We start from the raw sequence: 18,673 nt of genomic DNA, 5'->3' as shown, positions 1-18,673 counted from the left end.
GGGGCGGTCCGCGGCGCGCGGCGCGGAGTCAGGCGGAGGAGGAGCGGCGCGCGATCGTCACGCGCGTCGAGTACGGCATCGCGACGGTCCCGCTCCCGCCCGACTCCTCGTCCACCACGGCGTCGACCGCCGCGAGGACCGCGGCGCGCTCCTCGTCGGGCATCGCGATGATGTAGCTGCGGGACGCGAACATGTCGCGCACCCCGGCTCGGTCCAGCTCGAAGGACCACTCGAAGGCCGCGAACGCCACCCGCTCGAGAGCGGAGCCGAGCGGCGGCCGGAGCGTCTCGAAGCGCTCGGCGGTGGAGGCCCCGGCGACCTCGCCGAGCCGGCGCACCCAGGGGACCGACTCGTCGCGGATGTTCCACACCAGCGCGAGCACGCCCTCCGGCACCAGGACGCGGGCGACTTCGGCTCCCGCGCGCTCGGCGTCGACCCAGTGCCACGACTGCGCGGCGGTGACGAGCTCCGCGGAGGCGTCCGCGGCGGGGATCGCCTCGGCCGTCCCCTCCTCGGGGCGGACCCCCGGCAGATTCGAGGCGAGCCGCGCGAGCATCTCCGCGTCGGGCTCGACCGCGGTCACGGCGAGGCCGCGGGACGCGAGCGACGCGGTGAACTTGCCCGTTCCCGCGCCGAGGTCCACGGCGCGCAGCCGATCGGAGGCGTCGGCTCCCGCCGCGCGGGCCCGCTCCGGGACGAAGGCGCCCGCCACCCGCGCGGGGGCGTGCCCCACGATCCAGTCGACGGCGTCGTCGGGGTAGCCGGGCCGCCCGCGGTCGTAGGCGTCGACCGCGCTGCCGAAGGAGCGTCCGAGGCCGCTCATCGCTTCTCCGCCGCCCGCGCGAGCACGTCCACCGCGTAGCCGTAGCCGGCGATCCCCGCGCCGACGATCACGGCGATCGCGACGTCCGAGAGGTAGGAGTGCTGCCGGAACGGCTCGCGCCGGTGCACGTTGCTCACGTGCACCTCGACCATCGGCAGCTCGGTCGCGAGGACGGCGTCGCGGATCGCGATCGACGTGTGCGTGTACGCCCCGGCGTTGAGCACCACTCCCGAGACGGAGCCGCGAGCCGCGTGCAGCCGGTCGACGATCGCGCCCTCCGAGCTGCTCTGGAAGGTCTCGACCGTGAAGCCGTGCCGCTCGGCCGCCTCCGCCGCCAGCGCCTCGGCGTCAGCGAGGGTGTCCGAGCCGTAGAGCTCGGGCTCGCGGGTGCCGAGCAGGTTCAGGTTCGGGCCGTTGAGGACGAGGATCGGCAGCTTCACGCTCCGACCCTAGCGCCGGCCGTCCCCGCGAGCGGGAGCGACGGCAGCGCCGCGCGCAGGAGGATCAGCTCGCGCGCATGGGCGTCCAGACGCCGGTCCTCCTCGGTCCGCAGCTCGAGAGGCGGAACCGGCTCGGCCGCCCCGTCGGCGCCCCGCACCACGAAGACGCTCCGGCACTGCGTGGTCAGCTCCAGCTCGCCGGTCCGCGGGTCCCCGGAGCGCACGTGCACCGCCAGGTGCATGCTCCGGGCGCTCGTGTGGATGAGGCGCGCCTCCACCTCGACGAGGTGCCCGATGCGCACCGGACGGTAGAAGTGGATCCCGCCGGAGTAGACGGCCACCGCGTCGCGGCCGGTCCAGCGCTGCGCGACCGCGTCGGCCGCCTCGTCGATCCAGCGCATCACGATCCCGCCGTGGGCGTTGCCGCCCCAGTTGACGTCGCCCGGCGCCGCGAGGAAGCGGAACACGATCCGCGGACCGGTGCCCTCCTCGGTGTACTCCTGGGCGCGCATCACGTCGTGCAGCCGTCGGCGGCCGTCGATGCGCGCGGCGGCGCCCTCGGCGAGGGACAGGTCCTCGATCGAGCGGGGCCGCCACTCCGGGACCGACCGCGGCCTCTTCTCGTCGTCGACGGCCACGAACACGAGGAGGCAGTGCGTGGCGCCCTCGTAGAGGCCGGTCCGCGGATCCGCCTGCGCGACCTGCACCAGCACGTGCATGCTCGTGCGCCCGGTGTGGATGACGCGGGCGGTCGCCTCGATCAGGTTGCCGACCGAGATGGGCCGGGTGAAGTGGACGTTGCCGACGTACGCCGTCACGCAGTAGCCGCCGCTCCAGCCCACGGCGCAGGCGTAGCCGGCCTTGTCGATCCACTCGAGGACGCGGCCGGCCTGGGCGCTGCGGCCGTCGGCGGTGGCGTCCTGCGGGGCGGCGAGGAAGCGGAGCGTGATGCGGTCGGTCATGGTGCCCGTCGTCGTGGGAGCGGAAGGGGAGAGTGGACCCGCGGGGGTGCGAGGAAAGGGAGATGATCCGCCCGCGGGCCACAGGGGTGTCCGGCAGGAGCCGGCTCGGTCAGGGGGATCAGGCCGCCAGCGGCAGCTTCTCGGCGAGGAGCCGGAGCCGCAGGGCCTGGAGCTCGGCGGTCAGCTCGGGCGGCAGCCGGTCGCCGAACCGCGTGAAGAACTCCTCCGTGAGCGCGCACTCCTCCAGCCACGCCTCCACCGGGACGGAGAACAGCTCCTCCTTCTGGGCCGCGGAGAGCCGGAGCCCGTGCGTGTCGATCGCGACCGGCAGGTCGCCGAGGGGGCTCCGCCGCGCCTCCGCCAGCCCCTCCAGGCGGCGGACGAGCCACTGCAGCACCCGCGCGTTCTCGCCGAAGCCGGGCCAGAGGAACTCGCCGTCCGCGTCCTTCCGGAACCAGTTGACCTGGAACACCGCCGGCGCCGCATCGCCGAGCTCAGCGCCGATCGCGAGCCAGTGCGCGAAGTAGTCGGCCATGTTGTAGCCGCAGAAGGGGAGCATCGCGAACGGATCGCGGCGCAGCTCCCCGACCGTGCCCTCCGCGGCCGCGGTCTTCTCGGAGGCGACGGTCGCACCCAGGAAGACGCCGTGCTGCCACGAGGTGGCCTGCGTGACCAGCGGGACGTTGCTCGCCCGTCGGCCACCGAAGACGATCGCGTCCAGCGGCACGCCCTCGTGGGCGTCCCAGTCGGCGGAGAGCGACGGGCACTGCGCGGCCGGCGCGGTGAAGCGGGAGTTGGGGTGCGCGGCGGGCGTGCCGGACGCCGGCGTCCACGGCTGCCCGCGCCAGTCGGTCAGCCGCTCCGGGACCTCGTCGGTCAGGCCCTCCCACCACACGTCGCCGTCCTCGCGGAGCGCGACGTTGGTGAAGATCGTGTTGCCCCAGAGCGTCTGCACGGCGTTCGGGTTCGAGCTCTCCCCGGTGCCGGGAGCGACGCCGAAGAAGCCCGTCTCGGGGTTCATCGCCCAGAGGCGTCCATCCTCCCCGCGGCGCATCCAGGTGATGTCGTCGCCCAGCGTCTCGACCCGCCAGCCGGGGATCGCGGGCTGCATCATCGCGAGGTTGGTCTTGCCGCACGCGCTCGGGAAGGCGGCGGCGACGTGGTAGCGCCGTCCCTCGGGCGAGACGATGCGGATCAGCAGCATGTGCTCGGCGAGCCAGCCCTCCTCGCGCCCCATCGCCGAGGCGATGCGCAGGGCGAAGCACTTCTTCGCCAGCAGGGCGTTGCCGCCGTAGCCGGAGCCGTACGAGACGATCTCGCGCGTCTCCGGGAACTGGGTGATGTACTTCACGGGGCTGCACGGCCAGGCGACGTCCTCGCGGGTGACGCCGTCCGCGTCGCGGAGGGGCAGCCCCACGGTGTGCACGCCGCGGACGAACGGGGTCTCCTCGGTGAAGGCGGCGAGCGGCTCGGAGCCCACGCGCGCCATGATCCGCAGGTTCAGCACCGCGTAGGCCGAGTCGGTGACCTGGACGCCCAGCTGCGAGAGCGGACCGCCGACGGGCCCCATCGAGAACGGGACGACGTACATCGTCCGTCCGCGCATCGCTCCGTCGAGGAGGGGAGCGAGCTCGGCCCTCATCGCGGCGGGCTCGCGCCAGTTGTTGGTCGGTCCCGCGTCGGCCTCGTCGGTCGTGCAGATGAAGGTGCGGTCCTCGACCCGGGCGACGTCGTCCGGGTCGGTGCGGGCCAGGAACGAGCCGGGCCGCCACTCCGGATTGAGCGGGAGGAGCGTGCCGGAGGCGACGAGCCGCTCGGTCAGGCGGTACCACTCCGCGGGGGAGCCGTCGCTCCACTCGATCGCGTCGGGCTTGAGGATCGCGGCGGTCTCGCGCACCCAGCGGCGGAGGGCGAGGGGCGCCGGCGGCACGACGGGCGCGGGGACGGACGTCGGCGCGGTCATGGTGCTCGGCTCGAGTCGGACGGTGTTGCTGTAGATGCTCATGCTGGCTCCGCTTTCGGTGGTCGTCGTCGACGGGGGTGGGGAGTCGCCGGCCGCAGCCGGGAAGAGGCCGGCCGGGCCGGGAGGGGCGCTCAGTGGCGCCTGAAGCCAGGATGGAGGAGGATCGGGAGGTATTCCCGGCGCTCAGGCGGTCAAGAAACCACCTTTTTGCGCTTCCGTCACAACCGATCGCTGGAGCTCGCCGTGACCGATCCCTCGACGCCCGCCCCGGGCTCCGACGCCGTGCTGCTCGGGCAGCGCCTGCGCCACTTCCGCACCCGGCGCGGACTGACCCTCGGGCAGCTCGCCGAGCGCGTCGACGTGTCGGGGAGCCAGCTCTCGCTGATCGAGACGGGGCGCCGCGAGCCGCGCCTCTCCCTCCTGCAGCGCCTCGCGGCCGCGCTCGGCGTCGAGCTGGCGGCGCTGCTCTCGGACGAGCCGCCGAGCGAGCGGGCCGCGCTCGAGATCGAGCTGGCGCGCGTGCAGAAGGGGTCGCTGTACCGCTCGCTCGGCCTGCCCGAGTTCAAGGTCAACAAGGGGCTGAGCACGCCCGTGCTGGAGGCGTTCCTCGGCGTCTACCGCGAGCTCGCCCGTCGCCGGAGCGAGGCGAGTGCCACACCGGAGGAGGCGCGCCGGGCCAACACCGCCCAGCGGCTCCAGCTGCGCGAGCGCAGCTCCTACCTGCCCGAGATCGAGGAGGTGGCGGGCGAGATGCTCCGGACCGTCGGGCACCGCGGAGGAGCACTGACCCACAGCTCCGTCTCGAAGATGGCCCGGCACCTCGGCTTCGAGATCATCCACGTCGGCGACCTGCCGCACTCCGCCCGCTCGGTGATCGACCTCGCGAACGGCAGGATCTACCTCCCGCCCGCCTCGATCCCCGGGGGGCACGGCCTGCGGGCGCTGGCGCTGCAGGCGATGGCGCACCGCCTCCTCGGGCACGAGCGGCCGGTGACCTACGCCGACTTCCTCCGCCAGCGCCTCGAGATCAACTACTTCGCCGCCGCGTGCCTGATGCCGCTGGAGCCGGCGGTCGCGTTCCTCCAGGAGGCGAAGCGCGAGCGGGACATCTCGGTGGAGGACTTCCGCGACGGCTTCGGCGTCACCCACGAGGCCGCCGCCCTGCGCTTCACGAACCTGCTCACCTCGCACCTCGACATCCGGATGCACTTCCTGCGGGTGCTGGGAGACGGCTCGATCCAGAAGGCCTACGAGAACGACGGGCTGCCGCTGCCGACCGACGTCACCGGGGCCGTCGAGGGCCAGGTCGTCTGCCGCTACTGGTCGGCGCGCTCCGCGTTCACCCGGACCAACCGGACGACGGAGTACTACCAGTACGTCGACACTCCGGCGGGCACCTTCTGGTCGGCGTCGCAGACCGGCACGACCGCCACCGAGGAGTTCTCGATCACCGTGGGCGTCCCGTTCGCCGAGGCCCGCTTCTTCCGAGGCCGCGACACCGACCGCCGCGAGCTCTCCCGCTGCCCCGACGAGTCCTGCTGCCGACGCGCCCCGTCGGAGCTCGCCGCGCGCTGGGACGGCAACGCCTGGCCGAGCGCGCGCCTGCACGCGCACGTGCTCGCGCCGCTGCCGTCGGGGACCTTCCCCGGCATCGACGACGCCGAGGTCTACGAGTTCCTCGACGCGCACGCTCGCGAGTCCTGACCGCTCCCGCGAGACGCCGCTCCGGTGCGCCTGGGTCGGCGTGCCGCGTACCCGAGCGGCGTCCCGCGGAGGGGGCGGGAGGCGTCAGTCCGAGATGAGGGCGCGGGCCGTTCCCTCGTCGAGGATGAGGTCGGTGATGAGGCCGGCCGCCAGGGCGCCGCGCAGGCCCGGCAGCTTCGAGGCGCCCGAGACGACGCAGATCCGGCGCGACGCGCGGCGCACGGTGGAGAGGTCCGGACCGCTTGCACGTTCGTTCATGGGGATGTCGTCCCAGCTGCCGTCGGACCGGTAGAACACCGTCGCGACGTCGCCGACGACCCCGGAGCCGCTGAGCGAGGTGAAGTCGCTCGGCTCCAGGTAGCCGCCGATGTAGACCTTCGAGGGGACCGCCGCGAACGGCGACCCGAGCCCGAACAGCGCCACGTCCATCCGCTGCTGCAGCTCCAGGACCCGTCGGGTGGAGCGCTCGCGCCACACCGCCTGCTTGGTGGTCGGGTCGTCGAAGAACGCCGGCACCGGGAACTGCTGGACCTTCGCCGCGTAGGCGTCACCGAAGCGGCGGAGGATCTCGCTCGAGTAGTTGATGCCCGTGGTCTCGGTGTTGCCGGCGCCGTTCAGCTGCACGATCTGCGTGTTGTGCGTCTCCTTGGCGATCAGGTGGCGGCTGATCGCGCTCATCGTGGAGCCCCAGGCGATGCCGACGATCATGTTCGAGTCGATGAACTGCCCGAGGATCCTCGCTGCGGACAGGGCGACCCGCTCGAGCCGGTCGATCTCGCTGGTGTGGTCCGGCACCGGCACGATGTGCGCCGTGATGTCGAAGTGGGACCGCACCTCGGCCGAGAGGGCGCTCGCCCGGTCGAGGGGGGAGCGGATCTGGATGTCGACCAGGCCGGTCGCGCGGGCGTGCGAGAGCAGGCGCGAGACGGAGGAGCGCGACGTGTGCAGCTCGTGCGCGATCGCGTCCATCGTCAGATCCTGCATGTAGTACAGCTGGGCCGCACGCAGCGCGTCCCGCGTCTTGTCGGGATGGGTCGCGTGGGTCGTCTCGTCGAGTTCGACGACCGGTCTCACCGGGGTCATAGCACTCCCTGCACGGATTTCCACCCGTCTTGACCGGATGTGTTGTCGGGTCAAGGATGGCTGTATTCCTCCGCGAAATCAATCGGTCATCTCCCCGGTGCACGCTGGTGCGGAGGCCTCGACGACACCCCTACGACACGAAGGCGAGTACGAAGTGGCACAGTCCGACGGAACTCCCGGAAACTCCGCTCTGCGCGAGAGCGTCGCTGCTCTCCGCGACAACCCCCGCGCCACGGTCCTGGTCATCGGCGGTGGCATCAACGGCATCGGGACCTTCCGCGAGCTCGCGCTCAACGGCGTCGACGTCGCCCTCGTCGAGCGCGGCGACTACGTCTCCGGTGCCTCGAGCGCCTCGAGCCACATGATCCACGGCGGCATCCGCTACCTCGAGAACGGCGAGTTCCGACTCGTCAACGAGGGCGTGCACGAGCGCAACGGCCTGCTGAAGATCGCTCCCCATTACGTGAAGCCGCTGCAGACGACGATCCCGATCTACTCGACGTTCTCGGGCATCCTCGCGGCTCCGCTGCGCTTCCTGACCCACAAGTCGGGCAAGCCGCAGGAGCGCGGTGCGCTGCTGATCAAGGTCGGCCTCACGATGTACGACTTCTTCTCCCGCGACGGCGGCACGGTCCCGCGCCACCAGTTCCACGGGCGCAAGCGCTCGCTGAACGAGCTCCCCAAGCTCGACCCGAAGATCAAGTACACCGCCACCTACTTCGACGCCTCCGTGCACGAGCCCGAGCGCCTCGCGCTCGACGTGCTCCACGACGCGCTGATCGGCGGCAGGAAGGCCCGCGCGGCCAACTACGTCGAGGCCGTCGGCGCCGACGAGAAGGGCGTGGTCCTCCGCGACCGCGAGTCCGGCGAGGAGTTCACCTTCGCGGCGGACGTCGTCGTCAACGTCTCCGGACCGTGGACCGACTTCACCAACACGGCCCTCGGCACGTCCACGAAATTCATGGGCGGCACCAAGGGCTCGCACATCGTGCTCGACAACCCCGAGCTGGTCGAGGCCTGCGAGGGTCGCGAGATGTTCTTCGAGCACAGCGACGGACGCATCGTCCTCATCTACCCGCTCAAGGGCCGCGTGATGGTCGGCACGACCGACATCGACGCCGACCCCACGAAGCCGGCGGTGTGCACGGAGGAGGAGATCGACTACTTCTTCGAGCTCGTCAACCACGTCTTCCCGGCCATCCGCGTGGACCGTTCGCAGATCGTCTTCAAGTTCTCCGGCATCCGCCCGTTGCCCCGCCACGACGACGAGGCCCCGGGCTTCGTCTCCCGCGACTACCGCATCGAGCCCTCGACGCTCCCCGGCAACGGCTCGCCCGTGCTCAGCCTGGTCGGCGGCAAGTGGACGACGTTCCGCGCCCTGTCGGAGCACCTCTCGAACGAGGTCTTCAAGCGGATCGGCGTGACCCGTCGCGTCTCCACCGTGAAGACCCCCATCGGAGGCGGCAAGGGCTTCCCGCGCACCGACGCGTCCCGCGCGCAGTGGATCAGCCAGCACCGCTCCGGGCTCTCCTCGGCCCGCACGGGCCAGCTGCTCGAGCGCTACGGCACCCGCGCGCAGGAGGTCATCGAGGCCCTGGCCGACGGACACGACGAGGCGCTCGACTTCGACAAGGACTTCACCACCGGTGAGATCCGCTACCTCGCCCAGCGCGAGAGCGTGGTGCACCTCATCGACCTGGTGATGCGCCGCACCAACCACGCCTTCACGGGCGGCCTGAGCCGCGAGCTCCTCGAGGAGCTCGCCGAGCACACGGGCGCCGTGCTGGGCTGGGACGACGCCGCCCGCGCGTCGGAGGTCGACGCGACCATCGCGCACCTCAAGGAGTACAACGGCGTCGACGTCGGGGGCACCTCGGTGCAGACCCCGACGGCCGTGCCCGCCTCCTGATCGGCGATCAGGCGCGGATCGACGGAAGCCCCGGACCGAGGACCACCTCGACCGGGGCTTCCGTCGTGACAACGCACAAACGTGCACGCGCCGTTCCTTGTCGCTAGGACAGGGCGCCGATAACTTCACACCGTCGGGCATCGAAGCCCGCCGCGGACGCCTGTGCGCGTCCGTCTTACGAAAAGGAAAAGGTCAACGTGGACAATCTCGGAGTGGTCTTCCTCGCCGAAGTCGTGGGAACGGCCATGCTCGTGCTCCTCGGCTGCGGTGTCGTCGCCAACGTCGCGCTCGTGAAGAGCAAGGGTCTCAACGGCGGAACCCTCATGGTCAACATCGGCTGGGGCTTCGCGGTCTTCGCCGGTGTGATCGTCTCGTACAACTCGGGGGCGCACCTCAACCCCGCGGTCACCCTGGGCCTCGTCGCGAGCGGAGCGACCGAGTTCGGATCCGGCGTGCCCGTCGACATCGTCTCGATCCTCGTCTACATCCTCGCCCAGATGATCGGTGCGATCCTCGGTGCCGTCTTCTGCTGGCTCGCCTACAAGCAGCACTTCGACGAGGAGCCCGACGCGGCGAACAAGCTCGGCGTCTTCTCGACCGGCCCGGCGATCCGCTCGTACGGCTGGAACTTCGTCACCGAGGTCATCGGCACCTTCGTCCTCGTCTTCGTCGTCATCGGCTTCGGCGGCGGACGTCAGGGCGACGGCGGTCTGGCCGCGCTCGGCGCGCTGCCCGTCGCCATCCTGGTGATCGCGATCGGCGCCTCCCTCGGCGGCCCGACCGGCTACGCCATCAACCCCGCCCGCGACCTCGGCCCCCGCATCGCGCACGCGCTGCTGCCGATCAAGGGCAAGGGCTCGAGCGACTGGAGCTACGCCTGGGTGCCCGTCGCCGGCCCGATCGTCGGTGGAGTGCTCGCGGGCCTCGCCTCGCTCGTGCTGCTCCCGGTCCTCTAGACCGCCGCGCTTCCTTTCACCCCCGTTACGAAGGAGTAATCATTCATGGCTGACTACGTCATCGCTATCGACCAGGGGACCACGTCGTCCCGCGCGATCATCTTCGACAAGAAGGGATCGATCGTCTCCACCGGCCAGAAGGAGCACGAGCAGATCTTCCCGCGCGCCGGCTGGGTCGAGCACGACCCGATCGAGATCTGGAACAACGTCCGCGAGGTGATCGGCCAGGCTCTCTCCCGCGCCGACCTGACCCGCCACGACATCGCCTCCGTCGGCATCACCAACCAGCGCGAGACCGCTGTCGTCTGGGACAGGACGACCGGCAAGCCGGTCTACAACGCGATCGTCTGGCAGGACACCCGCACCCAGTCGATCGTCGACCGCCTCGCGGGCGACGAGGGCGCTGACCGCTTCAAGTCGATCGTGGGCCTCCCGCTCGCGACCTACTTCTCCGGCACCAAGATCGTCTGGATCCTCGAGAACGTCGAGGGTGCTCGCGAGAGGGCCGAGGCGGGCGACCTGATCTTCGGCACGACGGACACCTGGGTCCTCTGGAACCTGACCGGCGGCATCGACGGCGGCGTCCACAAGACCGACGTCACCAACGCCTCCCGCACCCTGTTCCTCGACCTCGAGACCCTCGAGTGGCGCGACGACATCCTCGAGGCCTTCGGGGTCCCGAAGTCGATGCTCCCCGAGGTCTGCTCCTCCTCCGAGGTCTACGGCCACGTCGAGTCGTCGTCGCTGCTGCGCGAGGTCCCGATCGCCGGCATCCTCGGCGACCAGCAGGCCGCGACCTTCGGCCAGGCGGCGTTCGACCCGGGCGAGGCGAAGAACACCTACGGCACCGGCAACTTCCTGATCTTCAACACGGGCACCGAGATCGTCCACTCGAAGAACGGTCTGCTCACCACCATCGGCTACAAGCTCGGCGACGGCGAGGTGCACTACGCGCTCGAGGGCTCGATCGCGGTCTCCGGCTCGCTGATCCAGTGGCTGCGCGACAACCTGGGCCTCATCGGCTCGGCCCCCGAGGTCGAGGCGCTGGCCGCCACGGTCGAGGACAACGGAGGCGCGTACTTCGTCCCCGCCTTCTCGGGTCTGTTCGCCCCCTACTGGCGCTCCGACGCCCGCGGAGCCCTCGTCGGCCTCACCCGCTACGTCAACAAGGGCCACATCGCCCGCGCCGCGCTCGAGGCGACCGCCTTCCAGACCCGCGAGGTCCTGGACGCGGTCAACGCCGACTCCGGCGTCCCCCTGCAGGAGCTCAAGGTCGACGGCGGAATGATCGCCAACAACCTGCTCATGCAGTTCCAGGCCGACATCCTCGGCGTCCCGGTCGTCCGACCGGTCGTCGCGGAGACCACCGCGCTCGGAGCGGCCTACGCGGCCGGTCTCGCGGTCGGCTTCTGGGAGAACCTCGACGACCTGCGCCAGAACTGGCAGGAGGACTCGCGCTGGACCCCGCAGATGGACCAGGACGAGGCCGCCCGCCAGTACCGCCTCTGGAAGAAGGCCGTCACCAAGACCTTCGACTGGATCGACGAGGACGTGCAGTAGTTTTCTCCGCGGCAGTCCCTGCCTGCCGCGGCGCGGTCGGCTCATCGAGGTGGTCGCGTCTCGGGGAGCGGGTCGCGTCCGGCTAGGGGACGACGCTGACACGCGTCCTCCCCGTTCGCCTTGTGCGACGAGCGGATGGCGTGAGTCCGTTCACGGTGAAGCGCCCTGTCCGACCCTCGGGTCGGGTGGGGCGCTTCGTCGTTCCGACGACGGTGCAACGGGAATCGCAACGGGGTGGTTCGGGGACACCCATGCTGGTCGAGTGGTCGCCGCAGACGGCTCATCGAGACCCGGCAATTCGGACCTGCATGCTGGTCGAGTGGTCGCCGCAGACGGCTCATCGAGACCCGGCAATTCGGACCTGCATGCTGGTCGCGTAGTCGCTGCAGGCGGTTTATCGAGACCCGGACCGGGTGAGGCCTCAGCCCGCCGACAGCCCGAGCTGCGCGTCCAGCTCGTCCAGGGAGCCGATCCGGCGCACGCCCAGCTCGACCGCCTCGGGCGGCAGCTCGCGGCCGTGCTCGGGACCGCCGACGCGGTCGAGCCAGACGCCGCGCAGGCCCGCAGCGGCCGCTCCGACGGCGTCGGTGCCGAGCCGGTCGCCGACGTAGAGGGCCTCCTCCGGAGAGACCCCGAACCGCTCGCAGGCGATCGCGAAGATCCGCGCGTCCGGCTTGGCGACGCCGACGTCGCCGGAGGCGATCACGTGCTCGAAGCGACCGGAGAGGCCCGTGCCCTCGATCTTCCCCCGCTGGAAGTCGAGCACGCCGTTGGTGATGACGCCGAGGCGGACTCCGGCGGCGTCGAGCCGGTCGAGGACGGGCAGCGCGTCGTCGTGGAGGGTCCAGGCGGCGACGTAGTGCTCGAGGTACCCGCGGAACCAGGAGCTCGCCTCCTCGGGAGTCAGCCCGACTCCGGCCTCCGCGGCGAAGTCCGTGGCGCGCGCCCGGCGCTGGCCCTCGTAGTCGAGCTCGCCCGCGAGGTAGCGGTGGTAGTGCTCCTCCTCGAGCAGGTGCCAGCGGCGCTGCACGTCGGCCGGCTCGCCGGCGTAGGCGGCGCCGAGCGAGGCGGCGTACGCGACGATCCCCTCCCGCACAGCGCGGGCATGGGCGAAGAGGGTGTCGTCGAGGTCGAAGAGCGCGAGCCGCAGCACGGCCGCCTCAGCGGACGCGGCGGAGGAGGCCGACGGAGTCGTAGACGGCGGCGAGCGTGCGCTCCGCGGTCTCGGACGCGCGGTCGGCGGCGAGGGAGAGGACCCGGTCGAGCTCGGCCGGGTCGGCGAGCAGCTCCGCGGTCCGCGCGCGGATCGGGTCGAAGGTGGCGGCGACCACCTCGACGAGGCCCTTCTTGAGGTCCCCGTAGCCGCGGCCCGCGTACTCCTGCTCCAGCGACTCGACGGAGCGGTCGGCGAGGACCGAGTAGATCGTCAGCAGGTTCGAGACGCCGGGCTTCGCCGCCCGGTCGAAGCGCACCTCCGACTCGGTGTCCGTCACGGCGCGCATGATCTTCTTCGCGGTCGCCTTCGGCTCGTCGAGCACGCTGAGCAGGCCCGCATCCGACTCCGCCGACTTCGACATCTTGGCGCCCGGGTTCTGCAGGTCGAAGATCTTCGCGGTCTCGCGCACGATGTGGGGCTCCGGCACGGCGAAGGTCTCGCCGAAGCGCGAGTTGAAGCGCGCGGCGAGATCGCGGGTGAGCTCCAGGTGCTGGCGCTGGTCCTCGCCGACCGGCACCGCGTCCGTCTGGTACAGCAGGATGTCGGCCGCCATCAGGATCGGGTAGGTGAACAGGCCCACCGAGGCGGCCTCAGCGCCCTGCTTCGCCGACTTGTCCTTGAACTGCGTCATCCGGCTGGCCTCGCCGAAGCCGGTCAGGGTGTTGAGGACCCAGGCGAGCTCGGCGTGAGCGGGTACGTGGGACTGGATGAAGAGGGTCGAGCGCGTGGGGTCGATGCCCGCGGCGATGTACTGCGCGGCGGTCGCGCGGGTGCGCTCGCGGAGCTGCTGCGGGTCCTGCGGGACCGTGATCGCGTGCAGGTCGACGACGCAGAAGTAGGCGTCGAAGTCCTCCTGCATCGCGACCCACTGGGTCAGCGCGCCGATGTAGTTGCCGAGGTGCAGCGACCCGGAGGAGGGCTGCATGCCGGAGAAGATGACGGGCTTGGCGCCCGGGGTGCTGGGAGTCATGGGTGGCCTCGAGGGGTCGGTTCGCGGGGGAGAGGGTCAGAGCTCGTAGTCGACGACCACGGGGGAGTGGTCGGACCAGCGGGTGTCGTAGGAGGCGGCGCGGTCGACCTCGTAGCTGCGGGCGAGGTCGGCGAGCGCGGGCGTGGCGAGCTGGTAGTCGAGGCGCCAGCCGGTGTCGGTGTCGAAGGCCTGGCCGCGCTGCGACCACCACGTGTACGGTCCGGGCACCTCGCCCGCGAACCGGCGGCCGAGGTCGACCCAGCCCAGTCCGGCACCGGCGTTGTAGTCCGGGTCGCCCTCGGCGCCGACGAAGCGGTCGACGTAGGCGCGCTCCTCCGGGAGGAAGCCTGCCTTCTTGACGTTGCCCTTCCAGTTCTTGATGTCGAGCGTGCGGTGGCCGACGTTGAGGTCGCCCATCACCACGGCGAGCTCGCTGTGCGCCCGGATCTCGGGCAGGCGCGCTTCCATCGCGTCGAGGAAGCGGTACTTCTCGACCTGCTTGGGGGTGCCGACCTCGCCGGAGTGGACGTAGGTGGAGACGACGGTGAGCGAGCGGCCGCCGACCTCGTAGTCGGCCTCGAGCCAGCGTCCGGCCGAGTCGAAGTCGTCGGCGCCGAAGGTCACGCGGTGGATCGTGGCGAGCCTGCGCGAGGCGAGAGCGACTCCGGCGCGCCCCTTGGCGGTCGCCTCGTCGTGCAGCACGTCCCACTCGTCCCCGAGGAGCCCCGTGAGGTCGTCCGTGGAGGCGCGGACCTCCTGCAGGGCCAGGACGTCGACGTCGCGAGCGGCGAGCCAGTCGCCCATCCCCTTGCGGTAGGCGGCGCGGACGCCGTTCACGTTGACGGAGGCGATGCGGAGGGTGCTGCGAGTCACCGGAGCAGTCTATTCGGAGCCGCGGAGCGGGCCGCCCGGCCGCGCTCGCACCCCGGAACGCGGAAGCCGGCGGCCGCCTCGCGCCACTCCCTCGGAGAGGGGGAGGAGCGCGGAGGCGACCGCCGGCGGGACCGCTCAGGACGGTCGGTCGGAGGGGATCAGGCGGGGACGGCCTGCGCGGTGGCGGGCTCGGGCACCTCGGCGACCACCGGGGCGCGCTTGATGCTCTTCGCGATGATCACGCAGACGGCCGTGACGACCATGCCCACCAGGATGGCGACCAGGTAGAGGATCGGCTGCCCGACGAGACCGGTGACCCAGACGCCGCCGTGCGGGGCGCGGAGGGTGGAGCCGAAGAGCGCGACGAGCGCACCCGTGACGGCCGAGCCGACCATGGCGGACGGGATCACGCGCAGCGGGTCGACCGCGGCGAACGGGATGGCCCCCTCCGAGATGAAGGACGCGCCCAGCAGGTAGGCGGCCTTGCCGTTCTGGCGCTCGGCGTCGGTGAACAGGCGCTTGCGGAGCGTCGTGGCCAGGGCCAGACCCAGCGGCGGGGTCATGCCGGCGGCCATGACGATCGCCATCACCTTGAACTGCACGGAGTTCGGGTCGCCGTCGGCGGGGACGGAGGCGAGGCCGGTGGTCGCGAAGGCGTAGGCCACCTTGTTGACCGGACCGCCCATGTCGAACGCCATCATGAGGCCGAGGATGATCCCCAGGATGATCAGGTTGCCGCCCGAGAGGCCCGAGAGCCAGGACGACAGGCCCTCGCTCAGTGCGCGGAGCGGCGCTCCGAGCACCACGAACATCAGGAAGCCGGTGATGAAGGTGGCGATCAGGGGGATGATCACGACGGGCATCAGCGACTTGAACGCCGCGGGGAGCTTGATCCGCGAGATGTAGAGGGCCGCGTAGCCGGCGATGAAGCCGGAGGCGAGGCCGCCCAGGAAGCCCGCGCCGACGGTGACCGCGACCGCGCCGCCGAGGAAGCCCGGCGCGATGCCGGGACGATCGGCGATGCCGAAGGCGATGAAGCCCGAGAGCACCGGCACCAGGAAGGCGAAGGTCGCGCTTCCGATGAGGAACATCACTCCGGCCCAGTCGGTGATGTTCGCCACGTTGAAGCCGTCGTCGATGATCTGCTGGGCCGTGAAGTCGACGATCCGGTAGCCGCCGAACAGGAACGACAGCGCGATCAGCAGACCGCCCGCCGCGACGAACGGGATCATGTAGGAGACGCCGGTCATCAGGTTCTGGCGGATGCGTGTTCCGACGCCGACCTTCTTCGGCGCGGCGGGGGCCGCGGCCGGAGTCGAGCGGGCGGGGGCGGACGCGGCGGAGCCGGAGCCGCGGAGGGCCAGAGCGCGGTCGAGGACCTCGTCCGGCTTGGACAGGGCCTCGGCGACGCCCACCTGGAGGATCGGCTTGCCGGCGAAGCGGTCCTTGCCGCGGACCTCGAGGTCGGCGGCGAGGATGACGACGTCCGCGGCGGCGATGTCGGCCGCGGTCATCTCGTCCGAGCCGGCCGCGCCCTGGGTCTCGACGTGGATCGGGTAGCCGCGCTTCTTCGCGGCCTGCTCGAGCGCCTCCGCCGCCATGTACGTGTGGGCGATGCCCGCGATGCAGCTGGTCACGGCGACGAAGCGCGGGCCGGAGGCGGGGCTCGCGGCGGGCGCGTCCTGCACCTTCGCGACGGCGCGGTCGATGACGTCGGCCGCCTTCGCGAGCGCCTCCGACGTGCCCACCTCGAGGGTGGGCTTCCCGGCGAAGCGCTCCTTGCCGCGGACCTCGAGGTCGGCGGCGAGGATCACGACGTCGGCGTCGGCGATGGTCCGGTCCGACATGGGATCGGAGCCCGCGGCGCCCTGGGTCTCGACCTGGATCTCGTACCCCTTCTTCTTCGCGGCCTGCTCGAGGGCCTCGGCCGCCATGTAGGTGTGCGCGATGCCGGCGATGCAGCTCGTGACGGCGACGATCCTCATGAGACGACGACCTCTCGGGCGATGATGTCCGCGACCTCCTGGCCGCTGGCGGCGGCGCGGAGGGAACCGGTGAAGGACTCGTGGATCAGCTTGCGGGCGAGCTGGGCGAGGATCTTGAGGTGCGCCTGGTCGGCGCCGTCCGGAGCCGCGATCAGGAAGATCAGGTCGGCCGGGCCGTCGGGGGCGCCGAAGTCGACGCCCTGCTTCGCGATGCCGACCGCCACGCTGGGCGAGACGACGTGGGAGGAGCGGGCGTGGGGGATCCCGATGCCGCCGGGCATGCCGGTCGCCATCTGCGACTCGCGGTCGCGGACGTCGGCGAGGAAGCCGTCGAGGTCGGTGACGCGGCCGGCGTCGGCGAGCGTCTTCGCGAGCTGCGCGGTGGCCTCGTCCTTCGTGGCGGCGGTGAGGTCGACGATGACCGTCGACGCCTCGGTGAGAGCAGTCATGCGCTCAGTTCTCCAATCGGGAGGGTGGGGTCGGGGTTCTCGACGACGGAGACGTCGTCGAGGCGGAGGGAGTCGGGACCCGGGGCTTCGCTGCCCGGGAGCTGGACGGCGGCGGTACCCCACGCGACTGCTGTCGCGAGGCGCTCCGCCTCCGTGGCGTCGACGGCCGAGAGGTAGCCGGCGAGCGTGCTGTCGCCGGCGCCGACGGTGCTGAGAGGCACGACGGCGGGGGCGCCCGCCCACCACGACGCATGCGCCGTGACGAGGAGGGCGCCGTGCTCTCCGAGGCTGACGAGCGCTCGCGCGTCGGGCAGCTGCAGGAGTTCACGGGCTCCGGCGACGACGTCTCCGACCGTCGTCAGGGAGCGGCCGAGGAGCTCTTCGAGCTCCTCGAGGTTGGGCTTCACCAGGGTGGCGGTGCCGGCCGCGATGATCGCGGTCAGGGGGGCTCCCGAGGTGTCGACGGCGAGGGGGACGCCGAAGTGCAGGGCGAGGCGGCCGAGCGCGGGGTAGAAGTCCGCTCCCAGTCCCGGGGGGACGCTGCCGCAGGCGACGAGCCAGCGGGGCGAGGCCGAGACGTGCTCGCCGATCAGCTCGGAGAGGGCGTGGGCCTCCTCCTCCGTGACGGCGGGGCCGGGCTCGTTGATCTTGGTGGTGCGGCCCGTCTTGTCGTCGACCACGGTGATGTTGGTGCGGATCGGGTGGGCGATCGCCGCACTGGCCGAGCGGACTCCGGCGACCCGGAGCATGGTGGACAGGTCGAGGCCGGTGGAGGCGTCGGCCGGGTAGACCGCGGTCGCCTCGACGCCGTTGCGGGCGAGGGCACGGGCGACGTTGACGCCCTTGCCGGCCGGGTCGCGCCGCACGTCGTGCGCGCGGTTGACCTCGCCGACGGCGAAGCCGCTCGTGGAGAGGGTGACGTCGATGCTCGGGTTGGCGGTGACGGTGACGATCATGCGCGGACGACCTCCGGGCCGGCCGACTCGATGTCGTCGGCGAGCTCGTCGTCGACATCGGCGTCGGTGATGACGGTGTCGACCGCGGACAGCGGAGCGACGTGCCCGAAGTCCTGCCGGCCGAACTTCGAGTGGTCGGCGAGGACCACGACCCGGCGCGCGGAGGCGATGATCGCGGACTTGACGACGGCCTCGTCGAGATCGGGGGTGGTGAGCCCGCGCTCGAGGCTGAGGCCGTTCGTGCCGATGAAGGCGACGTCCACCGAGACCGTGGAGAGGGCCTGGGCGGCCCACGGTCCGACGGCGGCCTGCGTGACTCCGCGCAGGTGCCCGCCGATGAGGTGGAGGTCGATGTTGGGCCGGCCGACGAGCGCCATCGCGACGGGGAGGGAGTGGGTGACGACCGTCAGCCGGCGGTCCAGGGGGAGCAGCTCCGCCAGCCGCACCGTGGTGGTGCCGGCGTCGATGGCGATCGAGCCGCCGTCGGGCACCTCAGCGAGGGCCGCGGTGGCGATGCGGTCCTTCTCGCCGGCGAGGTGTCCCTCGCGGGCGGCGACCTCGGGCTCGATGCCCAGGCGCTCGACGGGGATGGCGCCGCCGTGCGCACGGCGCAGCAGGCCCCGCTTCTCGAGGCTGGTGAGATCGCGGCGGATCGTCTCCGGCGTCACGGCGAGGGAGAGGGCGAGGTCGCGGACCTCGACGCGCCCGTCGGTGCGGGCGCGGTCCAGGATCGCCTGGTGCCGCTCCGGTGCGTACATGTGGACTCCGTCGTCTCGCCGTGGGTGGTGCGCCGGATCCGCGGTGTCGTTGCCGACCTCGGATCT

16 protein-coding genes are annotated in these 18,673 nt (G+C 71.6%); 4 read left to right on the top strand and 12 right to left on the bottom strand.

Features of this window, described 5'->3' with window-relative positions; genetic code table 11:
- Positions 1 to 28: 28 nt before the first annotated feature.
- From C5C57_RS01785 to C5C57_RS01770, 4 genes are all read right to left on the bottom strand, one after another.
- Entirely contained in the window at positions 29 to 823 is a 795-nt protein-coding gene (locus C5C57_RS01785; protein ID WP_104288102.1) for a class I SAM-dependent methyltransferase, read from the bottom strand.
- A complete protein-coding gene (gene aroQ, locus C5C57_RS01780; protein WP_104238317.1) occupies positions 820 to 1,263 on the bottom strand; it encodes a type II 3-dehydroquinate dehydratase in 444 nt (147 codons plus the stop codon). The genes C5C57_RS01785 and aroQ overlap by 4 nt, the downstream gene beginning before the upstream one ends.
- Entirely contained in the window at positions 1,260 to 2,225 is a 966-nt protein-coding gene (locus C5C57_RS01775; RefSeq protein ID WP_104288103.1) for an acyl-CoA thioesterase, read from the bottom strand. Before C5C57_RS01775 ends, aroQ begins: the two co-directional genes overlap by 4 nt.
- Before the next feature lie 118 nt (positions 2,226 to 2,343).
- On the bottom strand, positions 2,344 to 4,188 hold the full coding sequence (locus tag C5C57_RS01770) for a phosphoenolpyruvate carboxykinase (GTP) (RefSeq protein WP_104297227.1): 1,845 nt from the start codon (positions 4,186 to 4,188) through the stop codon (positions 2,344 to 2,346).
- 243 nt (positions 4,189 to 4,431) lie between these two features.
- Here C5C57_RS01770 and C5C57_RS01765 point away from each other — a divergent pair, with 243 nt between their 5' ends.
- Positions 4,432 to 5,892 (top strand): helix-turn-helix domain-containing protein, encoded by a 1,461-nt coding sequence (locus C5C57_RS01765; protein ID WP_104223199.1) that lies wholly within the window; start codon positions 4,432 to 4,434, stop codon positions 5,890 to 5,892.
- 84 nt (positions 5,893 to 5,976) lie between these two features.
- Here C5C57_RS01765 and C5C57_RS01760 read toward each other — a convergent pair whose 3' ends face one another.
- The gene (locus tag C5C57_RS01760; RefSeq protein ID WP_104223198.1) at positions 5,977 to 6,975 is read right to left on the bottom strand and encodes a sugar-binding transcriptional regulator; all 999 of its coding nucleotides are present in this window, start codon (positions 6,973 to 6,975) and stop codon (positions 5,977 to 5,979) included.
- A 154-nt stretch (positions 6,976 to 7,129) separates the two neighbouring features.
- Between C5C57_RS01760 and C5C57_RS01755 the strand changes: the two genes are divergently transcribed.
- The 3 genes from C5C57_RS01755 to glpK all read left to right on the top strand — a co-directional run bounded on the left by C5C57_RS01755 (position 7,130) and on the right by glpK (position 11,400).
- The gene (locus tag C5C57_RS01755; RefSeq protein ID WP_258061232.1) at positions 7,130 to 8,884 is read left to right on the top strand and encodes a glycerol-3-phosphate dehydrogenase/oxidase; all 1,755 of its coding nucleotides are present in this window, start codon (positions 7,130 to 7,132) and stop codon (positions 8,882 to 8,884) included.
- Between the two features lie 245 nt (positions 8,885 to 9,129).
- Positions 9,130 to 9,840, top strand: coding sequence for an MIP/aquaporin family protein (locus tag C5C57_RS01750; RefSeq protein WP_244230707.1), 711 nt, complete (start codon positions 9,130 to 9,132; stop codon positions 9,838 to 9,840).
- A gap of 45 nt (positions 9,841 to 9,885) precedes the next feature.
- Positions 9,886 to 11,400 carry a glycerol kinase GlpK gene (glpK, locus tag C5C57_RS01745; RefSeq protein ID WP_104246697.1) on the top strand — a complete coding sequence of 505 codons (1,515 nt, stop codon included), beginning with the start codon at positions 9,886 to 9,888 and terminating at the stop codon, positions 11,398 to 11,400.
- Between the two features lie 421 nt (positions 11,401 to 11,821).
- On the opposite strand, the gene C5C57_RS01740 is transcribed toward glpK, so the two are convergent.
- The 7 genes from C5C57_RS01740 to C5C57_RS01705 all read right to left on the bottom strand — a co-directional run bounded on the left by C5C57_RS01740 (position 11,822) and on the right by C5C57_RS01705 (position 18,607).
- On the bottom strand, positions 11,822 to 12,553 hold the full coding sequence (locus C5C57_RS01740; protein WP_104246696.1) for an HAD family hydrolase: 732 nt from the start codon (positions 12,551 to 12,553) through the stop codon (positions 11,822 to 11,824).
- 7 nt (positions 12,554 to 12,560) lie between these two features.
- A complete protein-coding gene (trpS, locus tag C5C57_RS01735; protein WP_104246695.1) occupies positions 12,561 to 13,586 on the bottom strand; it encodes a tryptophan--tRNA ligase in 1,026 nt (341 codons plus the stop codon).
- A gap of 36 nt (positions 13,587 to 13,622) precedes the next feature.
- A complete protein-coding gene (locus tag C5C57_RS01730) occupies positions 13,623 to 14,459 on the bottom strand; it encodes an exodeoxyribonuclease III (protein ID WP_104246694.1) in 837 nt (278 codons plus the stop codon).
- Between the two features lie 158 nt (positions 14,460 to 14,617).
- Positions 14,618 to 16,444 (bottom strand): PTS fructose-like transporter subunit IIB, encoded by a 1,827-nt coding sequence (locus C5C57_RS01725; RefSeq protein WP_104232839.1) that lies wholly within the window; start codon positions 16,442 to 16,444, stop codon positions 14,618 to 14,620.
- A complete protein-coding gene (locus C5C57_RS01715; protein WP_097166616.1) occupies positions 16,441 to 16,893 on the bottom strand; it encodes a PTS sugar transporter subunit IIA in 453 nt (150 codons plus the stop codon). Before C5C57_RS01715 ends, C5C57_RS01725 begins: the two co-directional genes overlap by 4 nt.
- Positions 16,890 to 17,849, bottom strand: a complete 960-nt coding sequence (locus C5C57_RS01710; RefSeq protein ID WP_104246693.1) for a 1-phosphofructokinase family hexose kinase — start codon at positions 17,847 to 17,849, stop codon at positions 16,890 to 16,892. The genes C5C57_RS01715 and C5C57_RS01710 overlap by 4 nt, the downstream gene beginning before the upstream one ends.
- Complete coding sequence (locus tag C5C57_RS01705; protein ID WP_104226423.1) at positions 17,846 to 18,607, bottom strand: DeoR/GlpR family DNA-binding transcription regulator; 762 nt, start codon at positions 18,605 to 18,607, stop codon at positions 17,846 to 17,848. The genes C5C57_RS01710 and C5C57_RS01705 overlap by 4 nt, the downstream gene beginning before the upstream one ends.
- Positions 18,608 to 18,673: the final 66 nt, after the last annotated feature.

Source organism: Rathayibacter sp. AY1C5 (assembly GCF_002931705.1).
In the GTDB taxonomy this organism is placed as follows: Bacteria; Actinomycetota; Actinomycetes; order Actinomycetales; family Microbacteriaceae; genus Rathayibacter.
Note: the sequence above shows the minus strand (reverse complement) of the source record. Positions and strands in the feature narration are given on the sequence as shown.